The 26,216-nt window shown below is 74.3% G+C and carries 23 protein-coding genes; 11 read left to right on the plus strand and 12 right to left on the minus strand.

Features of this window, described 5'->3' with window-relative positions:
- The first annotated feature begins 20 nt into the window (after positions 1 to 20).
- From whiA to ACLFMI_RS01850, 10 genes are all read left to right on the plus strand, one after another.
- Positions 21 to 1,013: a DNA-binding protein WhiA gene (whiA, locus tag ACLFMI_RS01805; protein ID WP_410945908.1), complete on the plus strand. Its 993-nt coding sequence runs from the start codon at positions 21 to 23 to the stop codon at positions 1,011 to 1,013.
- 124 nt (positions 1,014 to 1,137) lie between these two features.
- Positions 1,138 to 1,986 carry a type IV toxin-antitoxin system AbiEi family antitoxin domain-containing protein gene (locus ACLFMI_RS01810; protein ID WP_410945909.1) on the plus strand — a complete coding sequence of 283 codons (849 nt, stop codon included), beginning with the start codon at positions 1,138 to 1,140 and terminating at the stop codon, positions 1,984 to 1,986.
- A 134-nt stretch (positions 1,987 to 2,120) separates the two neighbouring features.
- Positions 2,121 to 2,915, plus strand: a complete 795-nt coding sequence (locus ACLFMI_RS01815) for a hypothetical protein (protein ID WP_410945910.1) — start codon at positions 2,121 to 2,123, stop codon at positions 2,913 to 2,915.
- Between the two features lie 187 nt (positions 2,916 to 3,102).
- On the plus strand, positions 3,103 to 4,116 hold the full coding sequence (gap, locus tag ACLFMI_RS01820; protein ID WP_410945911.1) for a type I glyceraldehyde-3-phosphate dehydrogenase: 1,014 nt from the start codon (positions 3,103 to 3,105) through the stop codon (positions 4,114 to 4,116).
- On the plus strand, positions 4,113 to 5,312 hold the full coding sequence (locus ACLFMI_RS01825; protein ID WP_410945912.1) for a phosphoglycerate kinase: 1,200 nt from the start codon (positions 4,113 to 4,115) through the stop codon (positions 5,310 to 5,312). The genes gap and ACLFMI_RS01825 overlap by 4 nt, the downstream gene beginning before the upstream one ends.
- Positions 5,309 to 6,094 carry a triose-phosphate isomerase gene (tpiA, locus tag ACLFMI_RS01830; protein ID WP_410945913.1) on the plus strand — a complete coding sequence of 262 codons (786 nt, stop codon included), beginning with the start codon at positions 5,309 to 5,311 and terminating at the stop codon, positions 6,092 to 6,094. Before ACLFMI_RS01825 ends, tpiA begins: the two co-directional genes overlap by 4 nt.
- A gap of 119 nt (positions 6,095 to 6,213) precedes the next feature.
- Entirely contained in the window at positions 6,214 to 6,447 is a 234-nt protein-coding gene (gene secG, locus ACLFMI_RS01835) for a preprotein translocase subunit SecG (protein WP_410945914.1), read from the plus strand.
- Positions 6,448 to 6,477: 30 nt separating this feature from the next.
- Positions 6,478 to 6,819 (plus strand): RNA polymerase-binding protein RbpA, encoded by a 342-nt coding sequence (locus ACLFMI_RS01840; protein WP_410945915.1) that lies wholly within the window; start codon positions 6,478 to 6,480, stop codon positions 6,817 to 6,819.
- Positions 6,820 to 6,827: 8 nt separating this feature from the next.
- A complete protein-coding gene (locus tag ACLFMI_RS01845; RefSeq protein WP_410945916.1) occupies positions 6,828 to 7,700 on the plus strand; it encodes a class I SAM-dependent methyltransferase in 873 nt (290 codons plus the stop codon).
- 34 nt (positions 7,701 to 7,734) lie between these two features.
- Positions 7,735 to 8,994: a TrpB-like pyridoxal phosphate-dependent enzyme gene (locus ACLFMI_RS01850; protein WP_410945917.1), complete on the plus strand. Its 1,260-nt coding sequence runs from the start codon at positions 7,735 to 7,737 to the stop codon at positions 8,992 to 8,994.
- Between the two features lie 82 nt (positions 8,995 to 9,076).
- Here ACLFMI_RS01850 and ACLFMI_RS01855 read toward each other — a convergent pair whose 3' ends face one another.
- From ACLFMI_RS01855 to tkt, 10 genes are all read right to left on the minus strand, one after another.
- Positions 9,077 to 9,493, minus strand: coding sequence for a DoxX family protein (locus ACLFMI_RS01855; RefSeq protein ID WP_410945918.1), 417 nt, complete (start codon positions 9,491 to 9,493; stop codon positions 9,077 to 9,079).
- A 197-nt stretch (positions 9,494 to 9,690) separates the two neighbouring features.
- Positions 9,691 to 10,959 (minus strand): patatin-like phospholipase family protein, encoded by a 1,269-nt coding sequence (locus tag ACLFMI_RS01860; RefSeq protein ID WP_410945919.1) that lies wholly within the window; start codon positions 10,957 to 10,959, stop codon positions 9,691 to 9,693.
- A 23-nt stretch (positions 10,960 to 10,982) separates the two neighbouring features.
- The gene (locus tag ACLFMI_RS01865) at positions 10,983 to 11,468 is read right to left on the minus strand and encodes a VOC family protein (RefSeq protein ID WP_410945920.1); all 486 of its coding nucleotides are present in this window, start codon (positions 11,466 to 11,468) and stop codon (positions 10,983 to 10,985) included.
- A 73-nt stretch (positions 11,469 to 11,541) separates the two neighbouring features.
- Positions 11,542 to 12,744, minus strand: coding sequence for a formate-dependent phosphoribosylglycinamide formyltransferase (gene purT, locus ACLFMI_RS01870; RefSeq protein ID WP_410945921.1), 1,203 nt, complete (start codon positions 12,742 to 12,744; stop codon positions 11,542 to 11,544).
- A 163-nt stretch (positions 12,745 to 12,907) separates the two neighbouring features.
- Positions 12,908 to 13,705: a 6-phosphogluconolactonase gene (pgl, locus tag ACLFMI_RS01875; RefSeq protein ID WP_410945922.1), complete on the minus strand. Its 798-nt coding sequence runs from the start codon at positions 13,703 to 13,705 to the stop codon at positions 12,908 to 12,910.
- Between the two features lie 2 nt (positions 13,706 to 13,707).
- Positions 13,708 to 14,652 (minus strand): glucose-6-phosphate dehydrogenase assembly protein OpcA, encoded by a 945-nt coding sequence (gene opcA / locus ACLFMI_RS01880; RefSeq protein ID WP_410945923.1) that lies wholly within the window; start codon positions 14,650 to 14,652, stop codon positions 13,708 to 13,710.
- A gap of 46 nt (positions 14,653 to 14,698) precedes the next feature.
- On the minus strand, positions 14,699 to 16,243 hold the full coding sequence (zwf, locus tag ACLFMI_RS01885; RefSeq protein ID WP_410945924.1) for a glucose-6-phosphate dehydrogenase: 1,545 nt from the start codon (positions 16,241 to 16,243) through the stop codon (positions 14,699 to 14,701).
- Between the two features lie 65 nt (positions 16,244 to 16,308).
- Entirely contained in the window at positions 16,309 to 17,973 is a 1,665-nt protein-coding gene (locus ACLFMI_RS01890) for a hypothetical protein (protein ID WP_410945925.1), read from the minus strand.
- Positions 17,974 to 17,981: 8 nt separating this feature from the next.
- Positions 17,982 to 19,091, minus strand: coding sequence for a transaldolase (gene tal / locus ACLFMI_RS01895; protein ID WP_410945926.1), 1,110 nt, complete (start codon positions 19,089 to 19,091; stop codon positions 17,982 to 17,984).
- 32 nt (positions 19,092 to 19,123) lie between these two features.
- Entirely contained in the window at positions 19,124 to 21,250 is a 2,127-nt protein-coding gene (gene tkt, locus ACLFMI_RS01900; RefSeq protein ID WP_410945927.1) for a transketolase, read from the minus strand.
- Between the two features lie 428 nt (positions 21,251 to 21,678).
- On the opposite strand from tkt, the gene ACLFMI_RS01905 reads away from it, so the two are divergent.
- On the plus strand, positions 21,679 to 22,722 hold the full coding sequence (locus ACLFMI_RS01905; RefSeq protein ID WP_410945928.1) for a heme o synthase: 1,044 nt from the start codon (positions 21,679 to 21,681) through the stop codon (positions 22,720 to 22,722).
- A gap of 287 nt (positions 22,723 to 23,009) precedes the next feature.
- Here ACLFMI_RS01905 and ACLFMI_RS01910 read toward each other — a convergent pair whose 3' ends face one another.
- Entirely contained in the window at positions 23,010 to 25,028 is a 2,019-nt protein-coding gene (locus ACLFMI_RS01910) for a S9 family peptidase (protein ID WP_410945929.1), read from the minus strand.
- 35 nt (positions 25,029 to 25,063) lie between these two features.
- Complete coding sequence (locus ACLFMI_RS01915) at positions 25,064 to 26,035, minus strand: quinone oxidoreductase family protein (protein ID WP_410945930.1); 972 nt, start codon at positions 26,033 to 26,035, stop codon at positions 25,064 to 25,066.
- Positions 26,036 to 26,216: the final 181 nt, after the last annotated feature.

A 26,216-nucleotide genomic window follows, 5' to 3' on the forward strand; every position in this document is an offset into this window, starting at 1 on the left:
CAGCCCGGAAGGAGCCCGGAATGGCCATGACCGCCACGGTGAAGGACGAGCTCAGCCGGTTGTCCGTCACCAAGCAGTCCTCCCGGCGTGCCGAGGTGGCATCGCTGCTGCGGTTCGCCGGCGGCCTGCACATCGTGGGCGGCCGGGTGGTGATCGAGGCGGAGGTGGACACCGGATCGGTGGCCCGCCGGTTGCGCCGCGAGATCCACGAGCTGTACGGGCACACCGCGGACGCGCACGTGATCACCGCGGGCGGGCTGCGCCGCAGCGCCCGGTACGTGATCCGGGTGATCCGCGACGGCGAGGGACTGGCTCGCCAGACCGGTCTGCTGGACAACCGCGGGCGCCCCGTCCGCGGGCTCCCGCCGCCCGTCGTCTCCGGCGACCTGGCCGACGCCGAGGCGGCCTGGCGCGGCGCGTTCCTGGCGCACGGGTCGCTCACCGAGCCGGGCCGCAGCTCCGCGCTGGAGGTCACCTGCCCCGGTCCGGAGGCGGCGCTCGCCCTGGTCGGTGCGGCGCGCCGGCTGGGGGTGTCGGCGAAGGCCCGCGAGGTGCGCGGGGCGGACCGCGTCGTCGTCCGGGACGGGGATGCGATCGGGGCGCTGCTGACCCGGATGGGCGCGCACCAGAGCGTGCTGTCCTGGGAGGAGCGGCGGATGCGTCGCGAGGTCCGGGCCACCGCGAACCGGCTCGCCAACTTCGACGACGCCAACCTCCGCCGTTCGGCGCGCGCCGCCGTCGCCGCCGCGGCCCGCGTCTCCCGGGCCCTGGACATCCTCGGCGAGGAGGTCCCCGACCACCTGCAGGCCGCCGGGAAGCTGCGTGCCCAACACACCCAGGCGTCGCTGGAGGAGCTGGGCCAGCTCGCGGACCCGCCGATGACCAAGGACGCCGTGGCGGGCCGGATCCGCAGGCTGCTGCAGACGGCCGACAAGAAGGCCGCCGAACTGGGCATCCCGGACACCGAGTCGGCGGTCACGGCCGAGATGCTCGAGGAGAACGACCAAGCCTGACCGGTGGCGCCGGTGGTCGTCACGATCGTGACGTAACCGCCGTACCGCGGTGCTCCGGTCACGGTCCCGGTGATCTTCACCGGTGCGACCGGATCAGCTGGTTCCGCCTCGGTAGCTCCCGGTGGTGGCCAGCCTGGGCGGGGTGGAGCTGTCCCGGGTGTTGTGGCGGCAGGCCGGGCTGGTGACCCGGAGCCAGGCGCGGGAATGCGGGATCCGCCCGGCCGCGATCCGACGGCGGGTGGCCTCCGGTGCCTGGTCGGAACTCAGACCGGGGGTCTACCTGGTCGCCGGGCACCGGGTCTCCGACGAGGTCCGGGTGCGGGCCGCCGTGTTGTGGGGCGGCCCCGCGAGCCTGCTGTCCGGGCCCGCTGCGGCGTTCTGGCACGGATTCACCCCGCGGCTCGCCGGCCTCCCCGAGATCACCGTCCCGTCGGGGTGCAGTCCGCGTCGCCAACCCGGCCTGCGGATCCGGCGACGGGCCCTCGAGGACGCCGACCGGTGCCGGCACCGTGGGCTCGCCGCCGTCGGACGGGCCCGGACCGCGCTCGACGTCGCGGCCGCCCGGGACGACGGCTCCGTGTTCCTGGATCGGGTGCTGCAACGCCACGTCCGCTTCCCGGAGGTGCACCGCGCGTACTGCCGGATGCTCGGGCACGCCGGCGCCGCCGCGGCGGGCCGGTTGCTGGTGGCGGCCGCCGACCGGGCTGACTCCGCGGCAGAACGGCTGCTGCTCCGCCTGCTGCGCTCGGCCGGGGTCGACGGCTGGGTGCTGGGCCACCCGTTCGGGCCCTGGACGATCGACCTGGCCTTCCCTGCGGAGCAAGTCGCGGTCGAGGTGGACGGCTGGGCGTGGCACGTCGACGTGGGGCGGTTCCGGGCCGACCGGAGAAAGGGCAACGCCCTGGTGGCGGCCGGCTGGAACCTGTTGCGGTTCACCTGGCACGACCTGGACGGCGCCCCGGACCGGTGCTGACACAGATCCGCACCGCCCGCCACCGGTGATCGCCGGGATCGTGACGACGGCACCGCCGCGCGGTCGTCCGGTCACGATCCCGACGATCACCCCCGGTCACCGGGCCGTCGCGGGGGGTCCGGCATGATGCCGCCGTGACGACTCCGGGACGCACCCTCCTCGCCGTTCATCTCGATCGATCCAACATACTCCGGCCCGTCCTCCCGTCGCTGCGGGCGGGACTGGCCCACCTGCTCGAGGGCCAGGCCGACGGGCCGGACGACCTGCAGGTCGTGCTCTCGACCGGTAACGACCTGACCCGGACGCTGTCCGATGGGTCGCACCCGGTCCCGGTGCCCGCGACCGCCACCGAGGCCCGCGCCGCGCTGCCCGCCCGGCTGCGCCCGCTGGCCGGTCCGGATCTGCCCAATGCGGCGGGCCGGCTGCTCGACGCCGTCGGGGACGAGCTGGCGTCCCGGGACGCGGCGGATCGGCCGGACCGGGTCGTCGTGCTGCTCGTGGGGGAGGGCGGCGTCGGGACCGCGGACGCCCTGCGCGAGCGGATCGAGCACCAGCGCGCGACCTATGCCTGGGAGTTCGTCCTGGTGGACGTGTCCGCCGGGCCGGTCCCGGCGCCGGGCTGGGGGCCGAAGCAGCCGGTCCGCGCCGGCACCGGTGACGGCGCCGGGAAGGGGGCGGTCGCCGTGGCGGAGCGCCCGGAGCGGCCGGACCCGGCGGCCCGGTTCGGCATCCCGGCCGGAGCCGTGCTCACCTCCGGGCCCGGCGCGGACGGCGTCACCGCCGGGCTCGAGGCCGCCTCCGGCTTCGTGCGGCGGGCCCGCGGCACCGCGGCCTGGGAGCCGGTCGAGGGCTTCTCCGGCGACGAGCGCGCGGCCGCCGACGTCCCGGACACCCGCCCGGCGTGGCGCCGCCTGCTCCGGCTGTCCTGATCGCGGCGCAGGTCACGGGTGACGCGGGGCGCCCGTGCCGCGGCTCGCCGATAGGGTGGCGCCCGAGCACGGCGAGCGGCGCGAGCACCACCCGGGCCCGTACCGCGATCGACCTGCCACCCCGCCGCCGGGACCCGGCGCGCCGGGGAGACGAGACGACACGCATGACGAGCCCTGTGGAGGCACTGTGACGGTCCGCGTAGGAGTCAACGGCTTCGGCCGCATCGGCCGGAACTTCTGGCGGGCGGTGGACGCCCAGCGCGCCGCCGGCACCACCGACATCGAGATCGTCGCGGTGAACGACATCACCGACAACGCGACGCTCGCCAATCTGCTGAAGTACGACTCGATCCTCGGCCGGCTGCCCTACGAGGTCACCACCTCGGGCGACGAGATCCTCGTCGACGGCAAGGGCTTCAAGGGCCTCGCCGTCCGGGACCCCGCCGAACTGCCGTGGAAGGACCTCGGGGTCGATATCGTCGTCGAGTCCACCGGCATCTTCACCAAGCGCGACGCCGCGGCCAAGCACCTGGACGCCGGGGCCAAGAAGGTCGTCATCTCCGCCCCGGCGACCGACGAGGACATCACCATCGTCAAGGGCGTCAACGACGGCGACTACGACGGGTCGCAGACCATCGTCTCCAACGCCTCCTGCACCACCAACTGCCTGGGGCCGATGGCCAAGGTGCTCGACGACCTGGCCGGGATCGAGAAGGGTCTGATGACCACGATCCACGCCTACACCCAGGACCAGAACCTGCAGGACGGCCCGCACAAGGACCCGCGCCGGGCCCGCGCCGCCGCCCTGAACGTCATCCCGACCACCACCGGTGCCGCGAAGGCGATCGGGCTGGTCATGCCGCACCTGCAGGGCAAGCTCGACGGCTACTCGCTGCGCGTGCCGGTGCCGACCGGCTCGATCACCGACCTGGTCGCCGACGTCAAGCGGGAGACCACCGCCGAGGAGATCAACGCGGCGTTCAAGGCGGCTGCCGACGGCCCGCTGAAGGGCATCCTGAAGTACACCGAGGACCCGATCGTGTCCTCCGACATCGTGACCGACCCGCACTCCTGCATCTTCGACGCCAGCCTGACCAAGGTCATCGGCGACCAGGTCAAGATCTTCGGCTGGTACGACAACGAGTGGGGCTACTCGAACCGCCTCGTCGACATCGCCGGGCTGGTGGCGTCGAAGCTGTGAGGACCCTCGACGACCTCGTCGACGAGGGCGTGCAGGGCCGGACCGTGCTGGTGCGGTCCGACCTCAACGTCCCCCTCGACGACCACCGCAACATCACCGACGACGGTCGTGTCCGCGCCTCGGTGCCGACCATCTCGGCGCTGTCCGGGGCGGGCGCGCAGGTCGTCGTGACCGCGCACCTGGGCCGCCCGAAGGACGGCCCGGAGGCCCGGTACTCGCTGGCACCGGCGGCCGAGCGGCTCGGTGAGCTGCTGGGGGCCCCGGTCCGGCTGGTCGAGCTCGGCGCGCCGCTCCCGAGCATGGCCGCGGGCGACGTGGTGATGCTCGAGAACATCCGGTTCGATGCCCGCGAGACCAGCTCCGACGACGCCGAGCGCGGCGCGTTCGCCGACGAGCTCGTCGCGCTGGTGGGCGACGACGCGGCGTTCGTCTCCGACGGGTTCGGCGTGGTGCACCGCAAGCAGGCGTCGGTCTACGACGTCGCGCGGCGGCTCGAGCCCTACGCCGGCGGCCTGGTGCTCTCCGAGGTCGAGGTGCTGCGCACCCTGACCGGGCAGCCGCAGCGGCCGTATGCGGTCGTGCTCGGCGGGTCCAAGGTCTCGGACAAGCTGGCCGTGATCGAGGCGCTGCTGCCGAAGGTCGACACCCTGCTGGTCGGCGGCGGGATGTGCTTCACCTTCCTCGCCGCGCTGAATCATCAGAAGACGGGGCGGCACGGCGTCGGCTCGTCGCTGCTGGAGTCCGACCAGATCGACAGCTGCCGGAAGCTCCTGGACTCCGGCAAGATCGTCCTGCCGACCGACGTGGTGGTCGCCGACGCGTTCGCCGCCGACGCGAACACCCGCACGGTGCCCGTGGACGGCATCGAGGACGGTTGGCTGGGCCTGGACATCGGCCCCGCGTCGGTGCGGGAGTTCGCCGCCCGGATCGAGGACGCGAAGACGATCTTCTGGAACGGCCCGATGGGCGTGTTCGAGATGGCTCCGTTCGCCGAGGGCACCCGCGGGGTCGCGCAGGCCGTCGCGGACTCCGGCGCGTTCTCCGTGGTCGGTGGCGGTGACTCGGCGGCCGCGGTGCGGGCGCTGGGCATCGCCGAGGACGGCTTCTCACACATCTCCACCGGCGGTGGCGCCTCGCTCGAGTTCCTCGAGGGCGCCACGCTGCCGGGGGTCGCGGTCCTGGAGGGAGACGCATGAGCAGGACGCCCCTGATCGCCGGCAACTGGAAGATGAACCTCAACCACCTCGAGGCCATCGCGGTGGTGCAGAAGCTCGCCTTCGCGCTGCCGGAGCGCTACTTCGACAAGGTCGAGGTCGCGGTCCTGCCGCCGTTCACCCACATCCGCAGCGTCCAGACGCTGATCGACGGTGACAAGCTCAAGGTCGTGCACGGGGCGCAGGACCTGTCGCCGCACGACTCGGGGGCCTACACCGGCGACGTGTCCGGGCCGATGCTGGCCAAGCTCGGCTGCCGCTACGTCGTCGTCGGGCACTCGGAGCGGCGCGAGATCCACGGCGAGGACGACGCGGCGGTCAACGTCAAGGTCCGCGCCGCGCTGAAGCACGGGATCACCCCGATCCTGTGCGTCGGCGAGGGCCTCGACGTCCGCGAGGCCGGCGGCCAGGTGCAGCACTGCACCGACCAGCTGCGCGGCGCGCTGAGAGGCGTCACCGCCGAGCAGGCGGCCGGGATCGTGCTCGCCTACGAGCCGGTCTGGGCGATCGGCACCGGCAAGGTGGCCGGCGCGTCGGACGCCCAGGAGGTCTGCGCCGCGCTGCGGGAGACGCTGACCGAGCTCTACGGGGATGACATCGCCGCCGGTGCCCGGATCCTCTACGGCGGCTCGGTGAAGTCGTCGAACGTGGGCGAGATCGTCGCCCAGTCCGACGTGGACGGGGCGCTGGTCGGCGGCGCCAGCCTGGACGCCGAGGAGTTCGCGAAGCTCTCCGCGATCGCCGCCGGCGGCCCGCTGCCGTAGCGGCCCCGGCACCGCGGCACCGCGCCCTCCCGCCCCGGGCACCCCGGGCGGGAGGGCGCAGGCACGAGCGGAGTATCCTGGGCCACTCCGGCGAGCGAGTAGAGATTGGGTAACGCGGCGTGGTCCTGACCCTGCAGATCATCCTGATCGTGACGAGCCTGATGCTGATCGCGCTCGTCCTCCTGCAGCGCAGCAAGGGTGGTGGCCTGACCAGCCTGTTCGGTGGCGGGGTCCAGTCGAGCCTGTCCGGCTCGGCGGCGGCGGACCGCAACGTGGCCCGCTACACCGTGTTCGTCGCGCTGATCTGGGGCATCGCCGTCGTGGGCAACGGTCTGTTGCTGGCCGCGGGCTGAGTCCGGCGCGGTCGGTGGAGAGGGGACGAGATGGCAGGCGGCAACGCGATCCGCGGCACCCGAATCGGTGCCGGTCCGATGGGGGAGTCCGAGCGCGGTGAGACGGCCGCGCGGGAGCGGATCCCCTTCTACTGCGCCAACGGCCACGTCAACGACACCTGGTTCTCCGCGGAGGCGGAGGTCCCCGAGACCTGGGACTGCCCGCGCTGCGGGCTGCCCGGAGGCCGGGACGCCGCGAACCCGCCTGCGGCGCGGCGCACCGAGCCGTACAAGACACACCTGGCCTACGTGAAGGAGCGGCGCAGCGACGCCGACGGCGAGGCCATCCTCGAGGAGGCGCTCGGCCGCCTCCGCGCGTCCCGCGAGCTCTGAGGGCCCCGATGCCGTCCGGCCCGAGGGCCGTGCTGTCCGGCGGTCCACGGTCGGTGCTGCGCGGTGTCCGCAGGCGGGCCGGCCGGCTGCTCGACGACGCACTGGCGCGGCACGGCGCGGAGCAGACCGCGACGCTGCGCGCCGAGCTCGCCCTGCTGCGCGACGAGCTGGACGACCGGGTGCGCCGGGAGGTCGACCGGGTGGTCGCCGAGCTGCGTGCTGCGGAGATCCGGGGCCGTCGGGACATGATCGCGGCGGGGGAACGGGAGGCGGTGCTCGGCTCCGCCCGGTACGCCCGGGCCGAGATGGCCGAGGCCGCGCGGCTGCCGAACCCGGTGGCGACCCTGGAGCACGCGCTGGGGCTGGCCCCGACCGGCGGGCTGGCGCTGGAGTTCGGCGTCTACCGCGGCAGCACGCTGCGCACGATCGCGGCGCACCGCGCCGACGGCCGGGTGTACGGGTTCGACACCTTCACCGGGCTGCCCGAGACGTGGCGGGCCGGGTTCACCACCGGGGCGTTCGACGACGTCGGGGAACCCCCGGACGTCCCGGGCGCCGAGCTCGTCGTCGGCCTGTTCGACGACACCGTGCACGCCTTCCTGTCCGGGCACCCGGGGCCGGTGGACTTCCTGCACGTCGACTCGGACCTGTACTCGTCGGCGGTCACCGTGCTGGAGGCGGTCGGGCCGCGGCTGCGGGCCGGCAGCATCGTGCTGTTCGACGAGTTCCTCAACTTCCCCGAGTGGGAGCAGTACGAGGCCAGGGCCTGGTGGGAGTACGCCGACAAGCACGCCGTGCGCTACACCCACGTCTGCTACACGCACGACAACGAACAGGTCGCCGTGCGGATCGACGACCCGGGAACGATCACCCTCGGGTGACCGGCGCCACGGGCGCACGCTAGGTTCGGAGGCCATGACGCGCTGGACGCTGCCGCCCGACCGGATCCCCTCCGCATGGTTCAACGTCGTGCCGCACCTGCCCACGCCGTTGCAACCACCGCTGCACCCGAGCACCCGGGAACCGGTCGGTCCCGCGGACCTGGCGCCGCTGTTCCCGGACGCGCTGGTCGAGCAGGAGGTCAGCGCCGAGCCGTGGATCGACGTTCCCGGTGAGGTGCTGGACATCCTCCGGCTGTGGCGGCCCACGCCGTTGCAGCGGGCGACCCGGCTGGAGCAGGCGCTCGGCACCCCGGCGCGGATCTACTTCAAGGACGAGTCGGTCTCCCCATCCGGCAGCCACAAGACCAACACCGCGGTGCCGCAGGCGTTCTACAACGCGGCGGCGGGCACCACCCGGCTCACCACCGAGACCGGTGCCGGGCAGTGGGGCTCGGCACTGTCGTTCGCCGCGGCCCAGTTCGACCTGGACCTGAAGGTCTACATGGTTCGGGCGTCGTACGGGCAGAAGCCCTACCGGCGGGTCGCGATCGAGACCTGGGGCGGCGAGGTCGTCCCGTCCCCGGTGGACGAGCCGGACCAGCCTGGCTCGCTGGGGGCCGCGATCTCGGATGCGGTCCGGGACTGCGTGGGCCGCGACGACACCCACTACGCGCTGGGGTCGGTGCTCAACCACGTGCTGCTGCACCAGACCGTGATCGGGCTGGAGGCCAAGGAGCAGCTGACCGTGGCCGGTGAGCGGTTGCCGGATGTCGTCGTGGCGTCCTGTGGCGGCGGCTCCAACCTGGGCGGGATCACCTTCCCGTTCGTGCCGGACGCCGACGTGCGGCTGCTCGCGGTCGAGCCGCTGTCCTGCCCGACCCTGACCCAGGGCCGCTACGACTACGACTTCGGCGACACCGCGGGCCTGACCCCGCTGATGCCGATGTACACCCTCGGCCACGACTTCGTGCCGCCCTCGATCCACGCCGGCGGGCTGCGCTACCACGGCGACTCGCAGCTGGTGTCGTCGCTGGTCAAGGACGGCCGGATGGAGGCAGCCGCCTACCCGCAAGGGAAGGTGTTCGAGGCCGCGGTGCAGTTCGCCCGGGCCGAGGGCAAGATCGCCGCGCCGGAGTGCGGGCACGCGATCGCCGCGACGATCGACGAGGCCCTGGCGGCCAAGGAGACCGGCGAGGAGAAGGTCATCCTCTTCAACTACAGCGGACACGGGTTCCTCGACCTGTCCGCCTACGACGACTACACGCACGGCCGGCTGGTCGACGAGATGGGCTGAGAGCCGCTCGTGGGGCGGCCCGCCTCCCTCGTGGGTGGCGGGCCGCGTCGTCCGGTGTAGCCGTGCTTGTGCGCTGTCACGCTCAGCGGCGCACCGACCGGACCAGCGCGGCGGTCCGGTCCCGCCGGAACCAGGCGACCACGCACACCGCGACCAGGGTGCCGGCCGGGAACGCGATCATCTCCGGCATCAGCACCGCGGTCGTCGCGACGGCCCCGATCATCAGCGCGACCTGGCAGGTGGCGGCGAGCCCGCACAGCCGCGGGATCAGCAACGCGAGGGCGCCGGCGAGCTCCAGCCAGCCCACCACGTACATCCCGGGCATCCCCAGGCCGAGCAGGTCGAACCCGCCGACGGCGACCGGATCGCCGGAGACCTTCGGCAGCGCGGCCATCACGAACGTCGCGGCCAGCAGCACCTGCAGGACCCAGAGCGCGACGTTCCCGGCCGGCCGGGGCGCGCGTCCGGTGGCCGTCGTGGTGGTGGCGTCGGTGGTCATGGCGGCTCCTCCCGTGGTGCGGCCCGCCGTCGGGCCGCGTTCACCGGTGTCGACCGGGGCGGGGCCACGGAGTCATCGGTGCCGGCCCGACTCACCCGATCGGCCTGGCCCGCTGCCCGCCGCGCTCGGCCGGGCGATTCGAACACCGGGCCCGACCGCGATCGCGGTGGCCTGCGCCGGGGCCCGATCCGGCGGCGTCAGCGGGCCCGCGCCCGGGACCGGCGGGGCGCGGTGTCCGGCCGGGTGGCGCCGGCGGCGTGCTCGGCACCGAGCGCGGCGGCGGCGGTCGCGAAGGCCGGGTCGAAGAACAGGAAGCTGAGCAGCTCGGCGTGGTCGGTGCGGTCCGCACCCGCCCCGGCTGCCGGGACCGCGCCACCGACGAGCCGTTCCAGCACCAGCAGCGACGGGTTGCGCAGTGCCCGCAGCCCGCCGTACTCGGTGCGCCGGACCCGGTGGGCCAGCTCCGCCAGTTCGGTGGCCCGGTCGACCGGCGGCCCGGCGAACCAGGTGCCGACCCGCTGGTGCCGGGTGTCCGTGCCGTGGAACACCAGATCGTTGACCGCGCGCAGGGTCCGCAGGTCCTCGGTGACGTCGGCACCCAGCACGATCCTCAGGGTCAGCGCCGCGACGGCGTAGACGTCCGGGACGTGCTCCGGCCCGGCGCCGTCGGTATCCCGCCGGAGCGGGCGGTCCGGCACCGCCGGCGTCGTCGCGACGACGCCGATCCGGTCGGCGCCGAGCCGCAACGCCGGCTTGAGCGGGGTGTTCATCCGGACGCCACCGTCGAGGTACCAGCCGGCGAGGTCCGTCCCGTCCGCCGGATCGAGGTACGCCGGATCCAGGTGCACCGGGGAGAACAGCACCGGCACCGCGGCGGAGGCGAGCAGGTGCTCCGGGCTGAGCCGGGTGCGGACGTAGCGGATGTCGCGTCCTGCGTCGTAGGGCGGCAGCCGGGTGTCGTCGCCGCACTCCACGAACACGACCGTGCCGCCGGTGTCGGCCGAGGTGGTGGCCACGCCGACGGCGTCGACCGCGCCGCGGGTGACGGCGTCGTGCAGCCCGTCCCAGTCGACGACCCGGTCGAGCACCGGGCGCAACCGATCGGCGTCGAGCAGGCGGGTGAGCCGGTCCGGGAGCCCGAGGGCGCGGCGCAGCCCGGCCGGCACGCCGAGCAGGTCGCCGACGTAGGCGCCCGCGCCGCGCACCGCCGACGACGGCAGCGCGACCACCTCGTCGGTACGCACCGAGCGCCAGCGGTCCACGACCTCGGCGGCCGCGTCGGCGGGATCGAGGTGGCTCAGCCCGGCGAGCGCGGCGACGTTCAGCGCCCCCGCGCTGGTGCCGACCAGCACCGACGGCCGGGACCAGGTGCGGGTCATCCGGGGCAGCAGCTCGGTCAGCGCGCCCGCCTCGTAGGCGCCGCGGGCACCCGCGCCCGCGACGACCAGGCCCGTCCGCGCCGCCATCGGCTCCACCTCCGGCGCCGAGGCTACCCGCGGGTCACCCCTCGTAGGCGGCCCGCAACGCAGCTGTGTCCAGCTTGCCGTGGGTGGCGAACAGGAGCTTCGCGACCCGCTGCCGGGCCTCGGCGTCGTCCGAGCCCAGCCACTCCAGCAGGCCCGGCGGGATGATCTGCCAGGACGCGCCGTAGCGGTCCCTTGAGCCAGCCGCAGGGTTGCGGCGACCCGCCGTCGACCAGTGCGTCGTAGATCCGGTCGACCTCCTCGGCGGACTCGCAGTGCACCTCCATCGAGACCGCCTCGCTGAAGGTGAACTCGGGTCCGCCGTTGAGCGCGGTGTAGGGCTGCCCGTTGATCCGGAAGGACACGGTGAGGATCTGGCCCTGCTTCTCCGGCCACTCCGGCCCGTAGTGGGAGACGTCGTCGATGCCGGAGTCCGGGAAGATCGACGTGTAATGCTGGGCGGCCTCCTCGGCGAGCCCGTCGAACCAGAGGCACGGGGTGATCGTCTTCATGGCGGGTCCTCTCTGCTCGCGGGCCCCGAGCACCGGGGTCCGTCGCGGGGGAGACCGCGTCAGGACCGGGAACTCATCGCGCCCTACCCGCGCGTTGTGGAGCCGGTACGGGCCGGACGTGCGCGGCGGCCTCGCGGGCGCGCGACCGGGCGGTGTCGACGTCGTCGGCGTGCGCGACGGCGACCCCCATCCGGCGCCGCTCGGTGGCGTCCGGCTTGCCGAACAGCCGCAGGTCCGCCCCCGGCACCGTGAGGGCATCGGCGACGCCCTCGTACGCGGGGGCGACCATGTCCCCGCCGCCGTAGACGACCGCCGACGCGCCGGGCGAGTGCAGCGCGGTGTCCACCGGAAGGCCGAGCACGGCGCGGGCGTGCAGCTCGAACTCCGAGAGCCGCTGGGTGGCCAGGGTGACCAGGCCGGTGTCGTGCGGACGCGGGCTGACCTCGGAGAACAGCACCTCGTCACCGCGGACGAACAGCTCCACGCCGAAGACGCCGTACCCGCCGAGCGACTCGGTGAGCCGTCCGGCGACGTCCCGGGACGCGGCCGCGGCGGCGTCCGACATCGGCTGCGGCTGCCAGGACTCGATGTAGTCGCCGTGCGCCTGCAGGTGCCCGATCGGCGCGCAGAACGACGTGCCCCCGGCGTGCCGCACGGTGAGCTGGGTGACCTCGTAGTCGAACTCGACGAAGCCCTCGACGATCACCCGCGGGTCCGCCACCCGGCCGGCGGTCCGCGCATGATCCCATGCGGCCTCGACGTCGTCGGGGGACTTGAGCACCGACTGGCCCTTGCCCGACGACGAGATCACCGGCTTCAGCACGCACGGCAGCCCGATCCGGGTGACCGCGGCGTGCACCTCGTCGAGGGTGTCGGCGAAGGCGTACGGCGAGGTCGGCAGCCCGAGCTCCTCGGCGGCCAGGCGCCGGATGCCCTCCCGGTCCATGGTCAGCCTGGTCGCCCGCGCGGTCGGCACGACCGTGGTGCCCGCGGCCTCGATCTCGGTCAGCGCGTTCGTCGCGATCGCCTCGATCTCCGGGACGACCAGGTCCGGGGACTCCTGCTCGATCAGCGTCGCGAGCGTGACCGGGTCGGTCATGTCGATCGCGTGCCAGCGGTGCGCCACCTGGTGCGCGGGTGCGTGCGGGTAACGGTCCACCGCGACGACCTCGACGCCGAGGCGCTGGAACGCGATCGCGACCTCCTTGCCCAGCTCGCCGGAGCCGAGCAGCAGCACGCGCGTGGGGTCCGGGCCGAGCGGGGTGCCGATTCGCATGGGGCGGACCCTAACCGCTGCGCCCCCGGCCGATCCCGGCAACGGGCGCGGCGTCACACCCGCCCCGGAGGTGCGTCCCACGCGCGCCCCAGGGGCACCCTCGGGGCCATGGCTGAGGCGAGGGTGCCCCTCGGGACGCCGAGGAGCCGAGGGGGCGCGGCGGTCAGCCGGGCGGGCGGAGCCCGTCGGGGAGGTGGGAGGCCGCGTCGGTGTCGAGCAGCCAGCGGGTCAGCTCCGTGCCCCGGGCCCCACCGACCGGCAGTGCGGTCTCCGAAGTACCGGTCAGCGCACCGGCGATCGCGGGGGCCTTCCCGCCGCCGGCGGCGACCACCCACACCTCCCGGGAGCGGCGGGCGGCGGCCAGGGTCAACGAGACCCGGGTCGGCGGCGGCTTCGGGCAGTCGAACACCGGGACGACGGTCGCGGCCTGCTCGTGCACGGCGGGGGAGTCCGGGAACACCGACAGGGTGTGCCCCTCCTCGCCCATCCCGACCAGGGTCACGTCGAACGCGGGGATCTCCCCGTCGTCGGCGAGCGAGCCGAGCAGCCGGGCGTAGTCGTCGGCGGCGGCCGCGGCGTCGTCCCGGGTGCCGCCGCCGGCCGGGGCCGCGGGCATCGGGTGCACCCGGGCCGGGTCGACGCCGACGTGGTCGAGCAGGGCCTGGCGGGCCTGCTTGTCGTTGCGCTCGCCGTCGTCGGCCGGGACGAAGCGCTCGTCGCCCCAGAACAGCTCGACCCGGGCCCAGTCGACGGTGTCGCGGGCCGGCGACGCGGCGACGTCGGCCAGCAACTGGATCCCGACGCCGCCACCGGTGAGCACCACCCGCGGCACCCGGCCACCGGTCTGCAGGCCGTTCAGGGTGGTGATCAGCAGCTCGGCCGTGGCACCGGCCAGCGCGTCCTTGTCCGGATGGACCGCGACCCGGGTCCGCTCGGGCAGGTCCCGTTCGGGCAGGCCCACGGTCACACCTTCACCGGGGTACGTCCGCGGGTCACCAGGGACACCCCGGCGAGGGCCTCGCGGTACACCTCGTCCGGGTCGAGCCGGCGCAGCTCCTCGGCGAGGCAGTCGGACACGGCGCGCCGGGCCAGCGCGATCAGCCGTTCCGGCTGGCCGGGCTGGGTGAGCCGGGCGGTCTTGCCGTCCGGGCGGGCCAGCTCGACGTTCCCGGACGCCCGGACCAGGCGGACCAGCGACAACCCGTTCTCGATGTCCGAGGGCGAGCGCTTCACCTTCACGCCCAGCGCGGCGGCCAGCCAGCCGGCCGCCAGCTCGGTGGAGGGCGAGACCGTCTCGCCGGCGACGACGACCGAGGTCACCTCCTCGAACGGCGGCACGTCCAGCGCCGCTGCCAGCTGGGCCCGCCAATGCGTGAGCCGGGTCCAGGTCAGGTCGGTGTCGCCGTCGGCGTAGTCCCTGCGGCGCTGCTCGAAGGCCTTGTTCGGGCTCTTCGAGGCGAGCGCGTCGGTGATCCGCCGCTGGGCCAGCCGGCCCACGGCGTCCTCGGACGGCTTCGCCGGGGCCTCGCCCGGCCACCACGCGACGACCGGGGCGTCCGGCAGCAGCAGCGGCATCACCATGCCGGCGCCGGCGTCCTCGGCGGCCAGCGCGCCGTAGCCGCGCAGCACGATCACCTCGCTGGCGCCGGCGTCGCCGCCGACCCGGATCTGGGCGTCCAGGCGCGGCGAGGCCCGGCGCTGCCCGCGGGCCAGCACGATCACCCGGCACGGGTGCTCGCGGCTCGCGGCGTTGCCGGCGTCGATCGCGCGCTCCAGGTCCGGGCCGTCGTCGGTGACGACGACCAGGGTGAGCACCCGGCCGAGCGCGAACACCCCACCGGACTCGCGCAGCTCGACGAGCTTGCGGTTGACCGCCGAGGTGTTGCTCGACGGCAGATCAATGATCATGAAATCTCCCGTGAGTGGTTATCGTGGCCCTGACCGTGAAAACCACTCACGGGCGTCGCCAGTGCCGGCCGGTGCGGGCCAGCATCGCCGCGGACGACTCGGGGCCCCACGAGCCGGCCGGGTAGCCGTCCGGGCCGGTGGACCGCGCCGCCCAGTCCTCGATCACCGGGTCGAGGATCTCCCAGGACCGCTCGACCTCCTCGTTCACCGGGAACAGCGACGGCTCGCCGAGCAGCACGTCCAGGATGAGCCGCTCGTAGGCCTCCGGTGAGGACTCGGTGAAGGCGTTGCCGTAGCCGAAGTCCATCGTGACGTCGCGGACCTCCATCTGGTTGCCGGGCACCTTGGAGCCGAACCGCATCGTCACCCCCTCGTCCGGCTGCACCCGGATGACCAGCGCGTTCTGCCCCAGCTCCTCGGTCATCGTGGCGTCGAAGGGCAGGTGCGGGGCGCGCTTGAACAGCACCGCGATCTCGGTGACCCGCCGGCCCAGCCGCTTGCCGGTGCGCAGGTAGAACGGCACCCCGGCCCAGCGCCGGTTCTCCACCTCGCAGGTGATCGCGGCGAAGGTCTCGGTGGTGGACTCGGGGTTGAACCCCTCCTCCTCCTTCAGGCCCGGGACGTCCTCGCCGCCCTGCCAGCCGCCCTCGTACTGGCCGCGGGCGGTGGTCTCGTCGAGCGGCTGGAGGAGCTTGACCGCCTTGAGGACCTTGGTCTTCTCGGCGCGCAGCTCGTCCGAGGAGAACGACGTCGGCTCCTCCATCGCGGTGAACGCGAGCAGCTGCAGCAGGTGGTTCTGGATCACGTCCCGGGCCGCGCCGATGCCGTCGTAGTACCCGGCGCGCCCGCCCAGGCCGATGTCCTCGGCCATCGTGATCTGGACGTGGTCGACGTAGTTGGCGTTCCAGATCGGCTCGAACAGCTGGTTGGCGAACCGGAGCGCCAGCACGTTCTGCACGGTCTCCTTGCCGAGGTAGTGGTCGATGCGGAACACCGCGTCCTCGGGGAAGACCTCGTTGACGATCGCGTTGAGCTCCTTGGCCGACTCGAGGTCGTGCCCGAACGGTTTCTCGATCACCACCCGGCGCCAGACGTCCGGGTCCTCCTGCGCGGACAGGCCCGACCGGGCCAGCTGCTTGCAGACCACCGGGAACGCGCTCGGCGGGATCGACAGGTAGAACGCGTGGTTGCCGCCGGTGCCGCGCTTCTCGTCCAGCTCGCGGACGGTGCGCTCCAGCTCGTCGAAGGCGGCGTCGTCGTCGAAGGCGCCCTGGACGAACCGCAGGCCCTCGGCGAGCCGGTCCCAGACCTCCTGGCGGAACGGGGTCCGGGCGTGCTCGCGGACGGCGTCGTAGACGACCTGCCCGAAGTCCTCGTCCGCCCAGTTGCGGCGGGCGAAGCCGGTGAGCGCGAAGCCCGGCGGCAGCAGGCCGCGATTGGCCAGGTCGTAGATCGCGGGCATCAGCTTCTTGCGGGACAGGTCACCGGTCACACCGAAGATCACCAGGCCGCAGGGGCCCGCGATCCGCGGGAGCCGCTTGTCCCGTGGGTCCCGGAGCGGGTTGACGTGGCCGCCGTTCGCGGTGGACATCGCTGTGGCTCCGCCTCTCCGATCGCTGTGGTTCCGGGCCCGGCTCCCCGGACCCGGGTGCCCGTTCAGCCCTGCACGGCCCGGGCCAGGGTGACCAGACCGGACACCCGGTCGGTCAGGTGCAGGCGCAGCACCGGGCGCCCCCGGCGTCGCTGGTCGGCGACGACCGCGCGGGCCTGCGCCGCGTGCAGGTTATCCAGTCCGGACGGTTCCGGCGCGTTGCCCGCGCCGGGCGGCACGGGATCGGTGTCGACGTCCGCGCCGGAGGATCCACCGGTCAGGTGACAGTGCGCCGCGCGGTCCGGCCCGCCGGTATCCCCGCTGCGGCAGCCGGGTGCCCAGCCGAACGCCACCGGCATCCCGGCCCGGGCGGCCAGCGGGCCGCTGAGCACCGCGATCGAGGCGTCCGACTCCGGGTCCAGCCAGGCCGAGACGGCGAGGTGCCCGCCCGGTCCGGCCGCGCCGGCCAGCGCGTCGAGCGCCCCGGCCACGCTGGTGACGCCGGCGGGCAGCCAGTCCCCGGCGGCGTGCACCGCGACCCCACCGTCCACGAAGGAGGGTGACTCGGCGGCCGACGCGGGGTCGGCGACCGGCGGTGCCGGCGCGAACGGGTCGGTCTCCAGCGCCCGGGCGGCGAGCGCCGCGGCGGCCTGCCAGAGCACGACCGTCGCACCCGGGTCGGCGCTGGTCCGGACCGCCCCGCCGCCGAACTCGGGCACCGGCCCGGTTCCGGCCGCGTGCACCTCGACGACCGCGGGCGGCCCGCCGAGCGCGGCGGTGCCCGGGCCGTCCACCGGCCCGCCCGCCGGGGCCGCCGGATCGGTGCCGTCACCGGCCCGCCCGGCCTCGGCCCCCGCGGGCGCGGCCACGAGCCCGGCGGCGGTGAGCAGCGGCGCGAGCCAGCCGGTGAGGCCGGGTGCCCGCTCGGCGTCGCGCAGTGCCAGCACCGAGCCGCGGGCCGCGACCAGGGCCCCGGCCAGCAGCAGGGCGGGGTTGTCCGGGTCGTCGGCGGCGAGCGTGCCGGACGCCTCGCCCGCCGTAGCGAGGATCCCGGCGACGTCGGCGCCGGCCAGCCCGGCCGGCACCAGCCCGAGCGGACCGAGCGCGCCGAACCGGCCGGGGACGCCGGCGTCGGAGGTGATCACGGTGATGCCGTCCGCGGCGGGGGTGTCCAGTGCCGACCCGGGCTCGGTGACGTGCACGGTGCGGGTGGCCAGGGTGTCCGGGCCGACCTCGTCGGCCAGCACCGTCCGCACGGCCCGGTGCACCGCGCCGACCACCGGGTCGTCCCCGGCGGGGTCGGCGACCACCAGGACGGTCTCCTCCAGTTCCCCGGAGAGCGCCTCGGCGACCTGGACCGGGTCCGCCGAGTCGAGCGCGGTGAGCCGTACCGGGCCGGCGGTGGCCGGGCTGCCGGCCAGCAGCCGGGCGGCGGCCACCGCGTCCGGGGTGCCGACGAGCAGCACCCGGTGCGCCCCGCCGACGACGAACCGCTCGCGCAGGGCGGCCAGCTGACCGGCCAGCGGGCGGGACGCGCGGGCCAGTCCGGCCCACCCCGTGGCCGGCCACACGACGTGCGGCCAGACGCTCGGATCGCCCTCGGCGAGCCGGGACGCCACGGTGTCCGAGGCCAGCTCGGCGGCGAGCCGGCGCGCGGCCCCGGCGAACGGCTCCCCGGAGAGGAGCACGCGCACCGGGGACGGCGCGGACCCGACGGTCTCGTCGGACACCGGCGGTCCTACTTCGCGGCGTCGAGCTGCGAGCGGACCGTGTCCTGCAGCTCGGTCCAGGACTTCGCGAACTTCTCGACGCCCTCGTCCTCCAGGACCCGGTAGACGTCGTCGAGGTCGAGCCCGACGCCCTCCAGGTCGGTGAAGACCTGCTGGGCGGCCCCGGCGGTGTCGGTGACCCGGTCACCGTGCACCTCGCCGTGGTCGGCGAAGGCGTGCAGCGTCTTCTCCGGCATGGTGTTGACGGTGTTGTCGACGACCAGCTCGGTGACGTACATGGTGTCCGGGTAGTCCGGGTTCTTCACCCCGGTGGAGGCCCACAGCGGCCGCTGGGCGTGCGCGCCCTTCGCCGCGAGCGCGTCCCAGCGGGCACCGGAGAACGCGTTGCGGTAGGCGGCGTAGGCCAGCCGGGAGTTGGCGATGGCGGCCTTGCCGCGCAGTGCCAGCGCCTCCTCGCCGCCGACCCTCTCCAGCCGGGTGTCGATCTCGGAGTCCACCCGGGACACGAAGAACGAGCCGACCGAGTGGATCCGGGCCAGGTCCTGTCCGTTGGCCAGCGCCTGCTCCAGGCCGGTCATGTAGGCGTCCATCACGGCCTTGTACCGCTCCACCGAGAAGATCAGCGTCACGTTCACGCTGACGCCCTCCGCGGTGGCGCGGGTGATCGCCGGCAGGCCCGCCTCGGTGGCCGGGATCTTGACCAGCAGGTTCGGCCGGTCGACCGTCTTCCACAGGTCGAGTGCCTGCGCGACGGTCTTCTCGGTGTCGTGCGCCAGGTTCGGGTCGACCTCGAGCGACACCCGCCCGTCGACGCCGCCGGTGTGCTCCCAGGTGCCGGAGAAGATGTCGCAGGCCTGCTGGACGTCGGCGACGGTGATCTCGCGGATCGCGTCGTCGACCCCGGCACCGCGGTCGGCGAGCTCGCGGACCTGCTGGTCGTAGGCGGCGCCGTCGGCCAGCGCCCCCGCGAAGATCGTCGGGTTGGTGGTGACCCCGACGACGTGCTTGTCGTTGATCAGCTCGGCGAGGTTGCCGCTGTTCAGGCGCTCGCGGGACAGGTCGTCGAGCCAGATGGACACCCCGGCCGCGGACAGTGCGGCCAGACGATCGTTGCTCATGGTTCTCTCCTTGCGATCGGGTGCCGTCGAGTTCAGGAACTCTTCTCGACCGCGGCGAGGGTCTCGCGCGCGGCGGCGGCGACGGTGTCGGCGGTGAAGCCGAACTTCTCGAAGAGGGTGGCCTGGTCGGCGCTGGCACCGAAGTGCTCGATCGAGACCGAGCGCCCGGCGTCGCCGACGAAGCGCTGCCACGGCATGGCGACGCCCGCCTCGACCGAGACCCGGGCCCGCAGCGCCGACGGGAGCACCGACTCGCGGTAGTCCTCGTCCTGCGCGTCGAACCACTCCACGCACGGCATCGACACCACGCGGGTGCCGACGCCCTCGGCCTCCAGCGTCTTGCGCGCCTGCACCGCGAGGTGCAGCTCGGAGCCGGTGGCGACGAGCACGACCTGCGGGACGCCCGAGGACGCCTCCTCCAGCACGTAACCGCCGCGCGCGACGCCCTCGGCGGAGGTGCCGGTCAGCGTCGGGACGTTCTGCCGGGTCAGCGCCAGGCCGATCGGGCCGTCGGACGGACGCTCCAGCGCGGCCTGCCAGGCGTACACGGTCTCGTTGGCGTCCCCGGGCCGGAGCACCGACAGGCCGGGGATCGCGCGCAGCGCGGCCAGGTGCTCGATCGGCTGGTGGGTCGGGCCGTCCTCGCCGAGCCCGATCGAGTCGTGCGTCCACACGTAGATCGGGTTGGTCTGCATCAGCGCGGCCAGCCGCACGGCCGGGCGCATGTAGTCGGAGAAGATCAGGAAGGTGCCGCCGTAGGCCCGGGTCGGGCCGTGCAGCGCGATGCCGTTGAGCACCGCACCCATCGCGTGCTCGCGGACACCGAAGTGCAGCGTGCGGCCGTACGGGGTGGCGTCCCACATGCCGGTGGCGGCGGAGCGCGGGCCGAACGAGTCGGCGCCCTTCATCGTGGTGTTGTTGGACTCGGCCAGGTCGGCCGAGCCGCCCCACAGCTCGGGCAGCACGTCCGCGACGGCGGCCAGCACGGCGCCCGACGCCTTGCGGGTGGCCATGCCCTTGTCGTCGGCGTCCCAGCGGGGGAGCGCCTCGGTCCAGCCGTCCGGCAGCTGCTGCGCGACGAGGCGGTCGAGCAGCTGCTTGCGCTCCGGCTCGCGCTGCGCCCACTCGTCGAAGGTGCCCTGCCAGGCGTCGTGCGCGATCCGGGACCGCTCGCCGACCGCACGGGTGTGTTTCAGGACGTCGTCGTCGACCTCGAAGTCCTGGTCCGGGTCGAAGCCCAGGACCTTCTTGACCTCCCGGACCTCCTCGTCGCCCAGCGCGGCGCCGTGCGCGGCACCGGTGTTCATCTTGTTCGGCGCCGGGTAGCCGATCACGGTCCGCAGCACGATCATCGACGGCCGGGACGTCTCGGCCTTCGCGGCCTGCAGCGCGTCGAGGATGCCGGTGACGTTCTCCCCGCCCGCGACGGTCTGGACGTGCCAGCCGTAGGCCTCGTAGCGCTTCGCGGTGTCCTCGTTGAGGGCGATGGTGGTGTCGTCCTCGATCGAGATCTCGTTCGCGTCGTAGATCACCGTGAGGTTGCCGAGCTCCTGGCGGCCGGCCAGCGAGGACGCCTCGGAGGTGACGCCCTCCTCGATGTCGCCGTCCGAGGCGATCACGTAGACTTGGTGGTCGAACGGGCTCGCACCCTCGGGGGAGGCCGGGTCGAACAGGCCGCGCTCGCGGCGGGCGGCGATCGCCATGCCGACCGCGGACGACAGGCCCTGGCCCAGCGGCCCGGTGGTCATCTCGACGCCGCGGGTGTGGCCGTACTCCGGGTGGCCCGGGGTGAGCGAGCCCCACTTCCGGAGCTGCTCGAGATCCTCCCGTTCCAGGCCGTAGCCGGCCAGGAACAGCTGGATGTAGAGGGTCAGGCTGGAGTGCCCGGCGGAGAGCACGAACCGGTCCCGGCCCATCCAGTCGGGGTCGGCCGGGTCGTGGTTCATCACCCGCTGGAACAGCAGGTAGGCGAGCGGGGCCAGGCTCATCGCGGTGCCCGGATGACCGCTGCCGCACTTCTGGACCGCGTCCGCGGCCAGCACGCGGACCGTGTCCACGGCGCGGCGGTCGAGGTCGGTCCAGTCGTCGGGCACGTGGGCCCGGGTGAGCGCGGCGACGGCGCTGTCCCCGGCGTGGGGGGACGTGGCGGTCTCGGACAAGGCGGCGGCTCCTGTACTCGCGTCGGCGTCTGGTTGTCGGACGGTGTCTGGTCGTCGGCTGGCTCGGACGGGTCCGCACCACCGGCCGGACGGTGATCGACGACGGCGCGGGGCGGACCCGCCGCGCGCTGCACGGCAGGTACCGGGCCCACATCTCGTCGCGCCGGACGGCACCGTGATGCGAGCCGGATCACCCGGCGGCGTCCTCGCCGTCCCGGCGCCCTCCACCCTACTGTGCGGGGCCGGTGCCTGCGGGTTTGCCGTCCGGGTGGGTGCCGGGACGAGGGGGCTACGCCGGACGTACCCGCCCGGCCCGGATGCCATGCCAGGGGTTAGCATCGACGCGTTGTAGAACGTCGGCCCGGAGCACCCTCGCCGACCTCCTCTCCAGCACTGTCCGAACGCCGAGCCGAGCGAGGTACGAACAGGTGAGCGCTCCCGCGTCCCGTCGGAGCCGGGCCGTCGACACCGCCCGGCCGGCTCGGGCGGGGACGGCGACACCGCCCGGAGCGGGACCCGCCGAGGCCCCGCCGACGACGACGGAGCCGGCCCCGGCCGCATCCGCCGCGCCCACCGGGCGCCGGGCCCGGATCCGGGCCACCCTGACGGCTTACCTCGGGCTCACCAAGACCCGGATCATCGAGCAGCTGCTCGTGGTCACGGTCCCGGCGATGTTCCTCGCCGAGCGCGGCATCCCCTCGGTCCGGCTGATCGTGGCCACTCTGATCGGCGGGGCGATGGCCGCCGCCGCGGCGCACGCGCTGAACTGTGTGGCCGACGCCGACATCGACCAGAAGATGGCCCGTACCGCGCGGCGCCCGCTGGCCCGCGGCCAGGTGCCGTCCCGGCACGCGCTGATCTTCGGGCTGGTGCTCGCCGCGCTGAGCTCGACCTGGCTGGGGCTGACGACCAACTGGCTGGCCGCGGTGCTGTCGCTGGCCGCCATCGCGTTCTACGTGCTGGTCTACACGCTGGTGCTGAAGCGGCGGACCTCGCAGAACATCGTCTGGGGCGGCGCCGCGGGCTGCATGCCGGTGGTGATCGGCTGGGCGGCGGTGACCGGCGACGTCGGCTGGCCCGCCCTGGTGATGTTCGGCGTGATCTTCTTCTGGACGCCGCCGCACTTCTGGGCGCTGGCCATGCGCTACCGCGACGACTACGCCGCCGCCGGCGTCCCGATGCTGCCGGTGGTCGCCGCCCCGACCGCGGTGTCGGTCCGGATCGTGATCTACAGCTGGGTGATGGCGGGCTGGAGCCTGCTGCTGCTGCCCGTGACGTCCTGGGTCTACCTGGCCGTCGCGCTCGCCGGCGGTGCGGTCTTCGTGTTCCGGGCGCACCGCCTGCACGCCGCGGTGAAGGCCGGCGGCGAGGTCTCCCCGATGCCGCTGTTCCACCTGTCGAACCTCTACCTGTGCGTGTTGTTCGCCGGGATCGCGGTCGACGCCGCGCTGGGCCTGCCCCTTCTGTTCTGACGCGCCCAGGTGGCGGGCCTCCCCGGCCCGCAGCCGGCGCCCGCCCGCCGGTGTGCCGCGGTAGCGGGGATCCGCACGGGTTCGCTGCGTTCACACCGGATCCGACCTCGTGTGAACGGCGCGAACCCGTGCGGATCGCGGCGGTGCGCCCTGCCGCCCGTCGGGGGCGACGAAGGCGCGCAGCCGGTCGTCGAGGCGGTCCGGCGCGCACGGGCCGCGGCGACGGCGGCCGGTCCGGTGGGCGGGAGGCCGGGGCGGCGGGAGGCCGCCGTCCGGTCGGGGATCGCTCAGCGGAGCAGCCCCGGGGTCGTCCAGTCCTCGCCGAGCACGTGCACGGCCAGGAACGCGTGCACCGTCTCGTACCAGAGGATCGCGTGCTTCGGCGCCAGCACCCAGTGGTTCTCGTCCGGGAAGTACAGGAACCGGTGCGGGTTGGCGGCCGGGTCGGCCTGCCGGGACACCAGGTCCCACCACAGCCGCAGTCCCTCGCCGATGGGTACCCGGTAGTCCCGGTCGCCGTGGATCACCAGCATCGGGGTGCGGATCGCGTCCGCGTGCCGGTGCGGGCTGTTCTCCCGGGCCATCTCCGGCGTCATCTCGGTGAGCCAGTAGTCGGCGTGGTCGGTCGTCGGGCCGAACTGGTCCAGCGCCCACAGGCTCGCGTGCGTGACGATCGCCGCGAACCGGTCGGTGTGCCCGGCGACCCAGTTCGCCATGTAGCCGCCGAACGAGCCGCCCATCGCCGCGGTCCGGCCGGCGTCGATCTCCGGGCGGGCGGTCGCGGCGTCGGTGACGGCCATCAGATCGGTGTAGGGGGCGCCGCCCCAGCTCCCCCAGCCGCGCTGCACGAAGTCCTGCCCGTAGCCGGTGGACAGCGCCGGGTCGGGCAGCAGCACGGCGTAGCCGCGGGCGGCCATCAGCCACGGGTTCCACCGCCAGGCCCAGGCGTTCCAGCTGGCCAGCGGGCCGCCGTGGATCCACAGCAGCAGCGGGGCGGGGGAGTCGGGGCCGGCGCCGTCGGGCAGCACCAGCCAGGCCCGCAGCCGGGTGCCGTCGCCGGCGGTGGCCTCGACCTCGGTGAGCGTGCCGGGCAGCGGGTGCGGCTCGACCGGGCCCGCGAGCGGTTCGGGCGCGGAGTCCGGGGCGTGCGCGTCCACCCGGACCGGGGTCGGCGCGGCGTCGACGGCGTTGCGCAGCGCGTAGACCCACCGCCCGTCCGGGGACGGGCACGGGTCGGTGTAGCAGCCGCGGTCGCCGGTCAGCCGGGTGACCCCACCGGAAGCGAGGTCGATCCGGAACAGCGGTCCACGGCCGTCGTCGTCGGCGGTGACGATCAGGGCGGTGCCGTCCCGGGTCCAGCGCACCGAGGTCGGCCAGCGGTCCCAGCCGGGCGCGACCGGTTCCGGCTCGCCACCGGTCAGCGGCACCACGACCAGGTCGGTCCGCGGGGCGGACTCGGGCGTGGACAGCGCCTCCCGGACCGCGACGACGCGGGTCCCGTCCGGGCTGATCCGGGGCGCGGAGTACTCGTGCCCGGGATCGACGAGCAGGTCCCGGCGCTCGCCGGTGGCGACGTCGATCGCCACCAGTCCTGGCCGCCACGCGGCGTGCGGGTACGCCCGGTGCCAGCCGGTCACCAGCGTCGTCCCGTCCGGGGAGACGTCGAACGCGGTCTCGTCCAGGGCCCGCCCGGGTGCCGGGGTGAGATCGGTCCAGCCGTCCGGCCCCTGGCGAATCAGCCGGTTCTCGGCCGGCCCGAGGTCGTGGTCCCAGTGCCGCACGGGGTAGCCGGTGTGCAGCACCGCGCTCACCCTGGCCTCGGTCCGGGCGGCCCGGCGGGACTCGTCGTCGGCGGTGTCGGCCGAGCCGGGCAGCGTCGGCGACGACGCGACGACGGTGCCCGCGTCGGCGGCGACCGCGACGGCATCGATCCCGCCGGGGCGGGTGCCGGCCGGGCGGGCCTCACCGCCGCCTGCGGGTAGCAGCCAGAGCCCGGCCGGGGGCTCGGAGTCGGACGCGGTGTCCGGATCCGGGCGGGCCGAACGGAACAGCAGGTCGCCGCCGGGCGTGAACACCGGCCCGGACTCGCCGGCCGCGCCCCGGGTCAGCCGTCGCGCCGGCCGGTGCCCGTCCGGGTCGAGCTCCCACAACGCCGTCCGGTAGCGGGTGCCGTCGGGCTCCAGCTCGGCCACCGCGGTGACCAGCCGGGCGCCGTCCGGGGACAGCGCGAGCCCGGACACCCGGGGTAGCGCGACGTAGGCGTCGAGGTCACGGAACGGGCTGGTCTGCTCGGGATCGGTCGCCACCCGAGGAGTTATAGCAAGCAGAGCAGTTATGGCAATCAGGACGGCAGGAGGAGCAGCTTGCCCGTGGTCCGCCTGCCCTGCAGGTCCTCGTGCGCGGCCCGGGCGTCGGCGAGCGGGTAGCGGTGCCCGATCCGGACGTCGAGTCGGCCCGCGCGCACCTCGTCGTAGACGGCGGCGGCGCGTTCGCGCAGCGCGGCGGTGCCGACGATGTGGTCGAAGAGCTTGGGCCGGGTGAGGAACACCGAGCCTGCGGTGTTGAGCCGCTGCGGGTCGACGGCGGGGACCGGGCCGGACGCGGCGCCGTAGAGCACCAGGACCCCGCGCCGGCGCAGGCTCGCCAGGCTGGCGTCGAACGTCGTCCGCCCGACGCTGTCGAAGGCGGCGTCGACGCCGTCCGGTGCGTGCGCGCGGACGGCGGCGGCCAGGTCGTCGACCTCGCTGTAGCGGATCACCTCGGCCGCTCCGGCTCCGCGGGCCAGCTCCTCCTTCGCCGGCGTGGACACCGTCGCGATCACCCGGGCGCCGCGCGCGGCGGCCAGCTGGGTCAGCAGCAGACCGACGCCGCCGGCCGCGGCGTGCACCAGCACCGTCTCGCCACCGCGCAGCGGGATGGTGTCGGTGACCAGGAAGTGCGCGGTCATACCCTGCAGCAGCGCCCCGACGGCGACGTCGTCGGCCACCCCGTCCGGCACCGGGACGGCCTTCTCCCAGGGCACCGCGACCTGCTCGGCGTAGCTGCCCTGGGTCTCCGACCAGGCGATGCGGTCGCCGACCGCGACGCCGTCGACACCCTCGCCCAGCGCGGTCACCCGGCCGGCGCCCTCCATCCCGGCGACGTAGGGCAGCGGCATCGGGTAGATGCCCGCACGCTGGTAGGTGTCGATGTAGTTGACGCCGGCCGCGGCCACCTCGACCAGCACCTCGCCCGGGCCCGGCGCCGGGGCGTCGAGGTCGACGACCTCCAGCACCTCGGGCCCACCGGTCTGCCGCACCTGCATCGCACGCATGGGACCTTCTCGTGATCGATCCGGCTCTCGGATCCCGGGCCGATCATGCCCCTCAGAACGTGTTGTGAAACCCGGTGATCGTCCGGCGCGGCGGTGCTGGTAGCCCGGACGAGGTGTTGATCATCAGTTCGGGTGTGCCCGTGTTCGTGCCGCCCGGCTTATGACTCGTCGTTGACCGATG

The organism is Pseudonocardia nantongensis, assembly GCF_046546495.1.
GTDB lineage: Bacteria > Actinomycetota > Actinomycetes > Mycobacteriales > Pseudonocardiaceae > Pseudonocardia > Pseudonocardia nantongensis.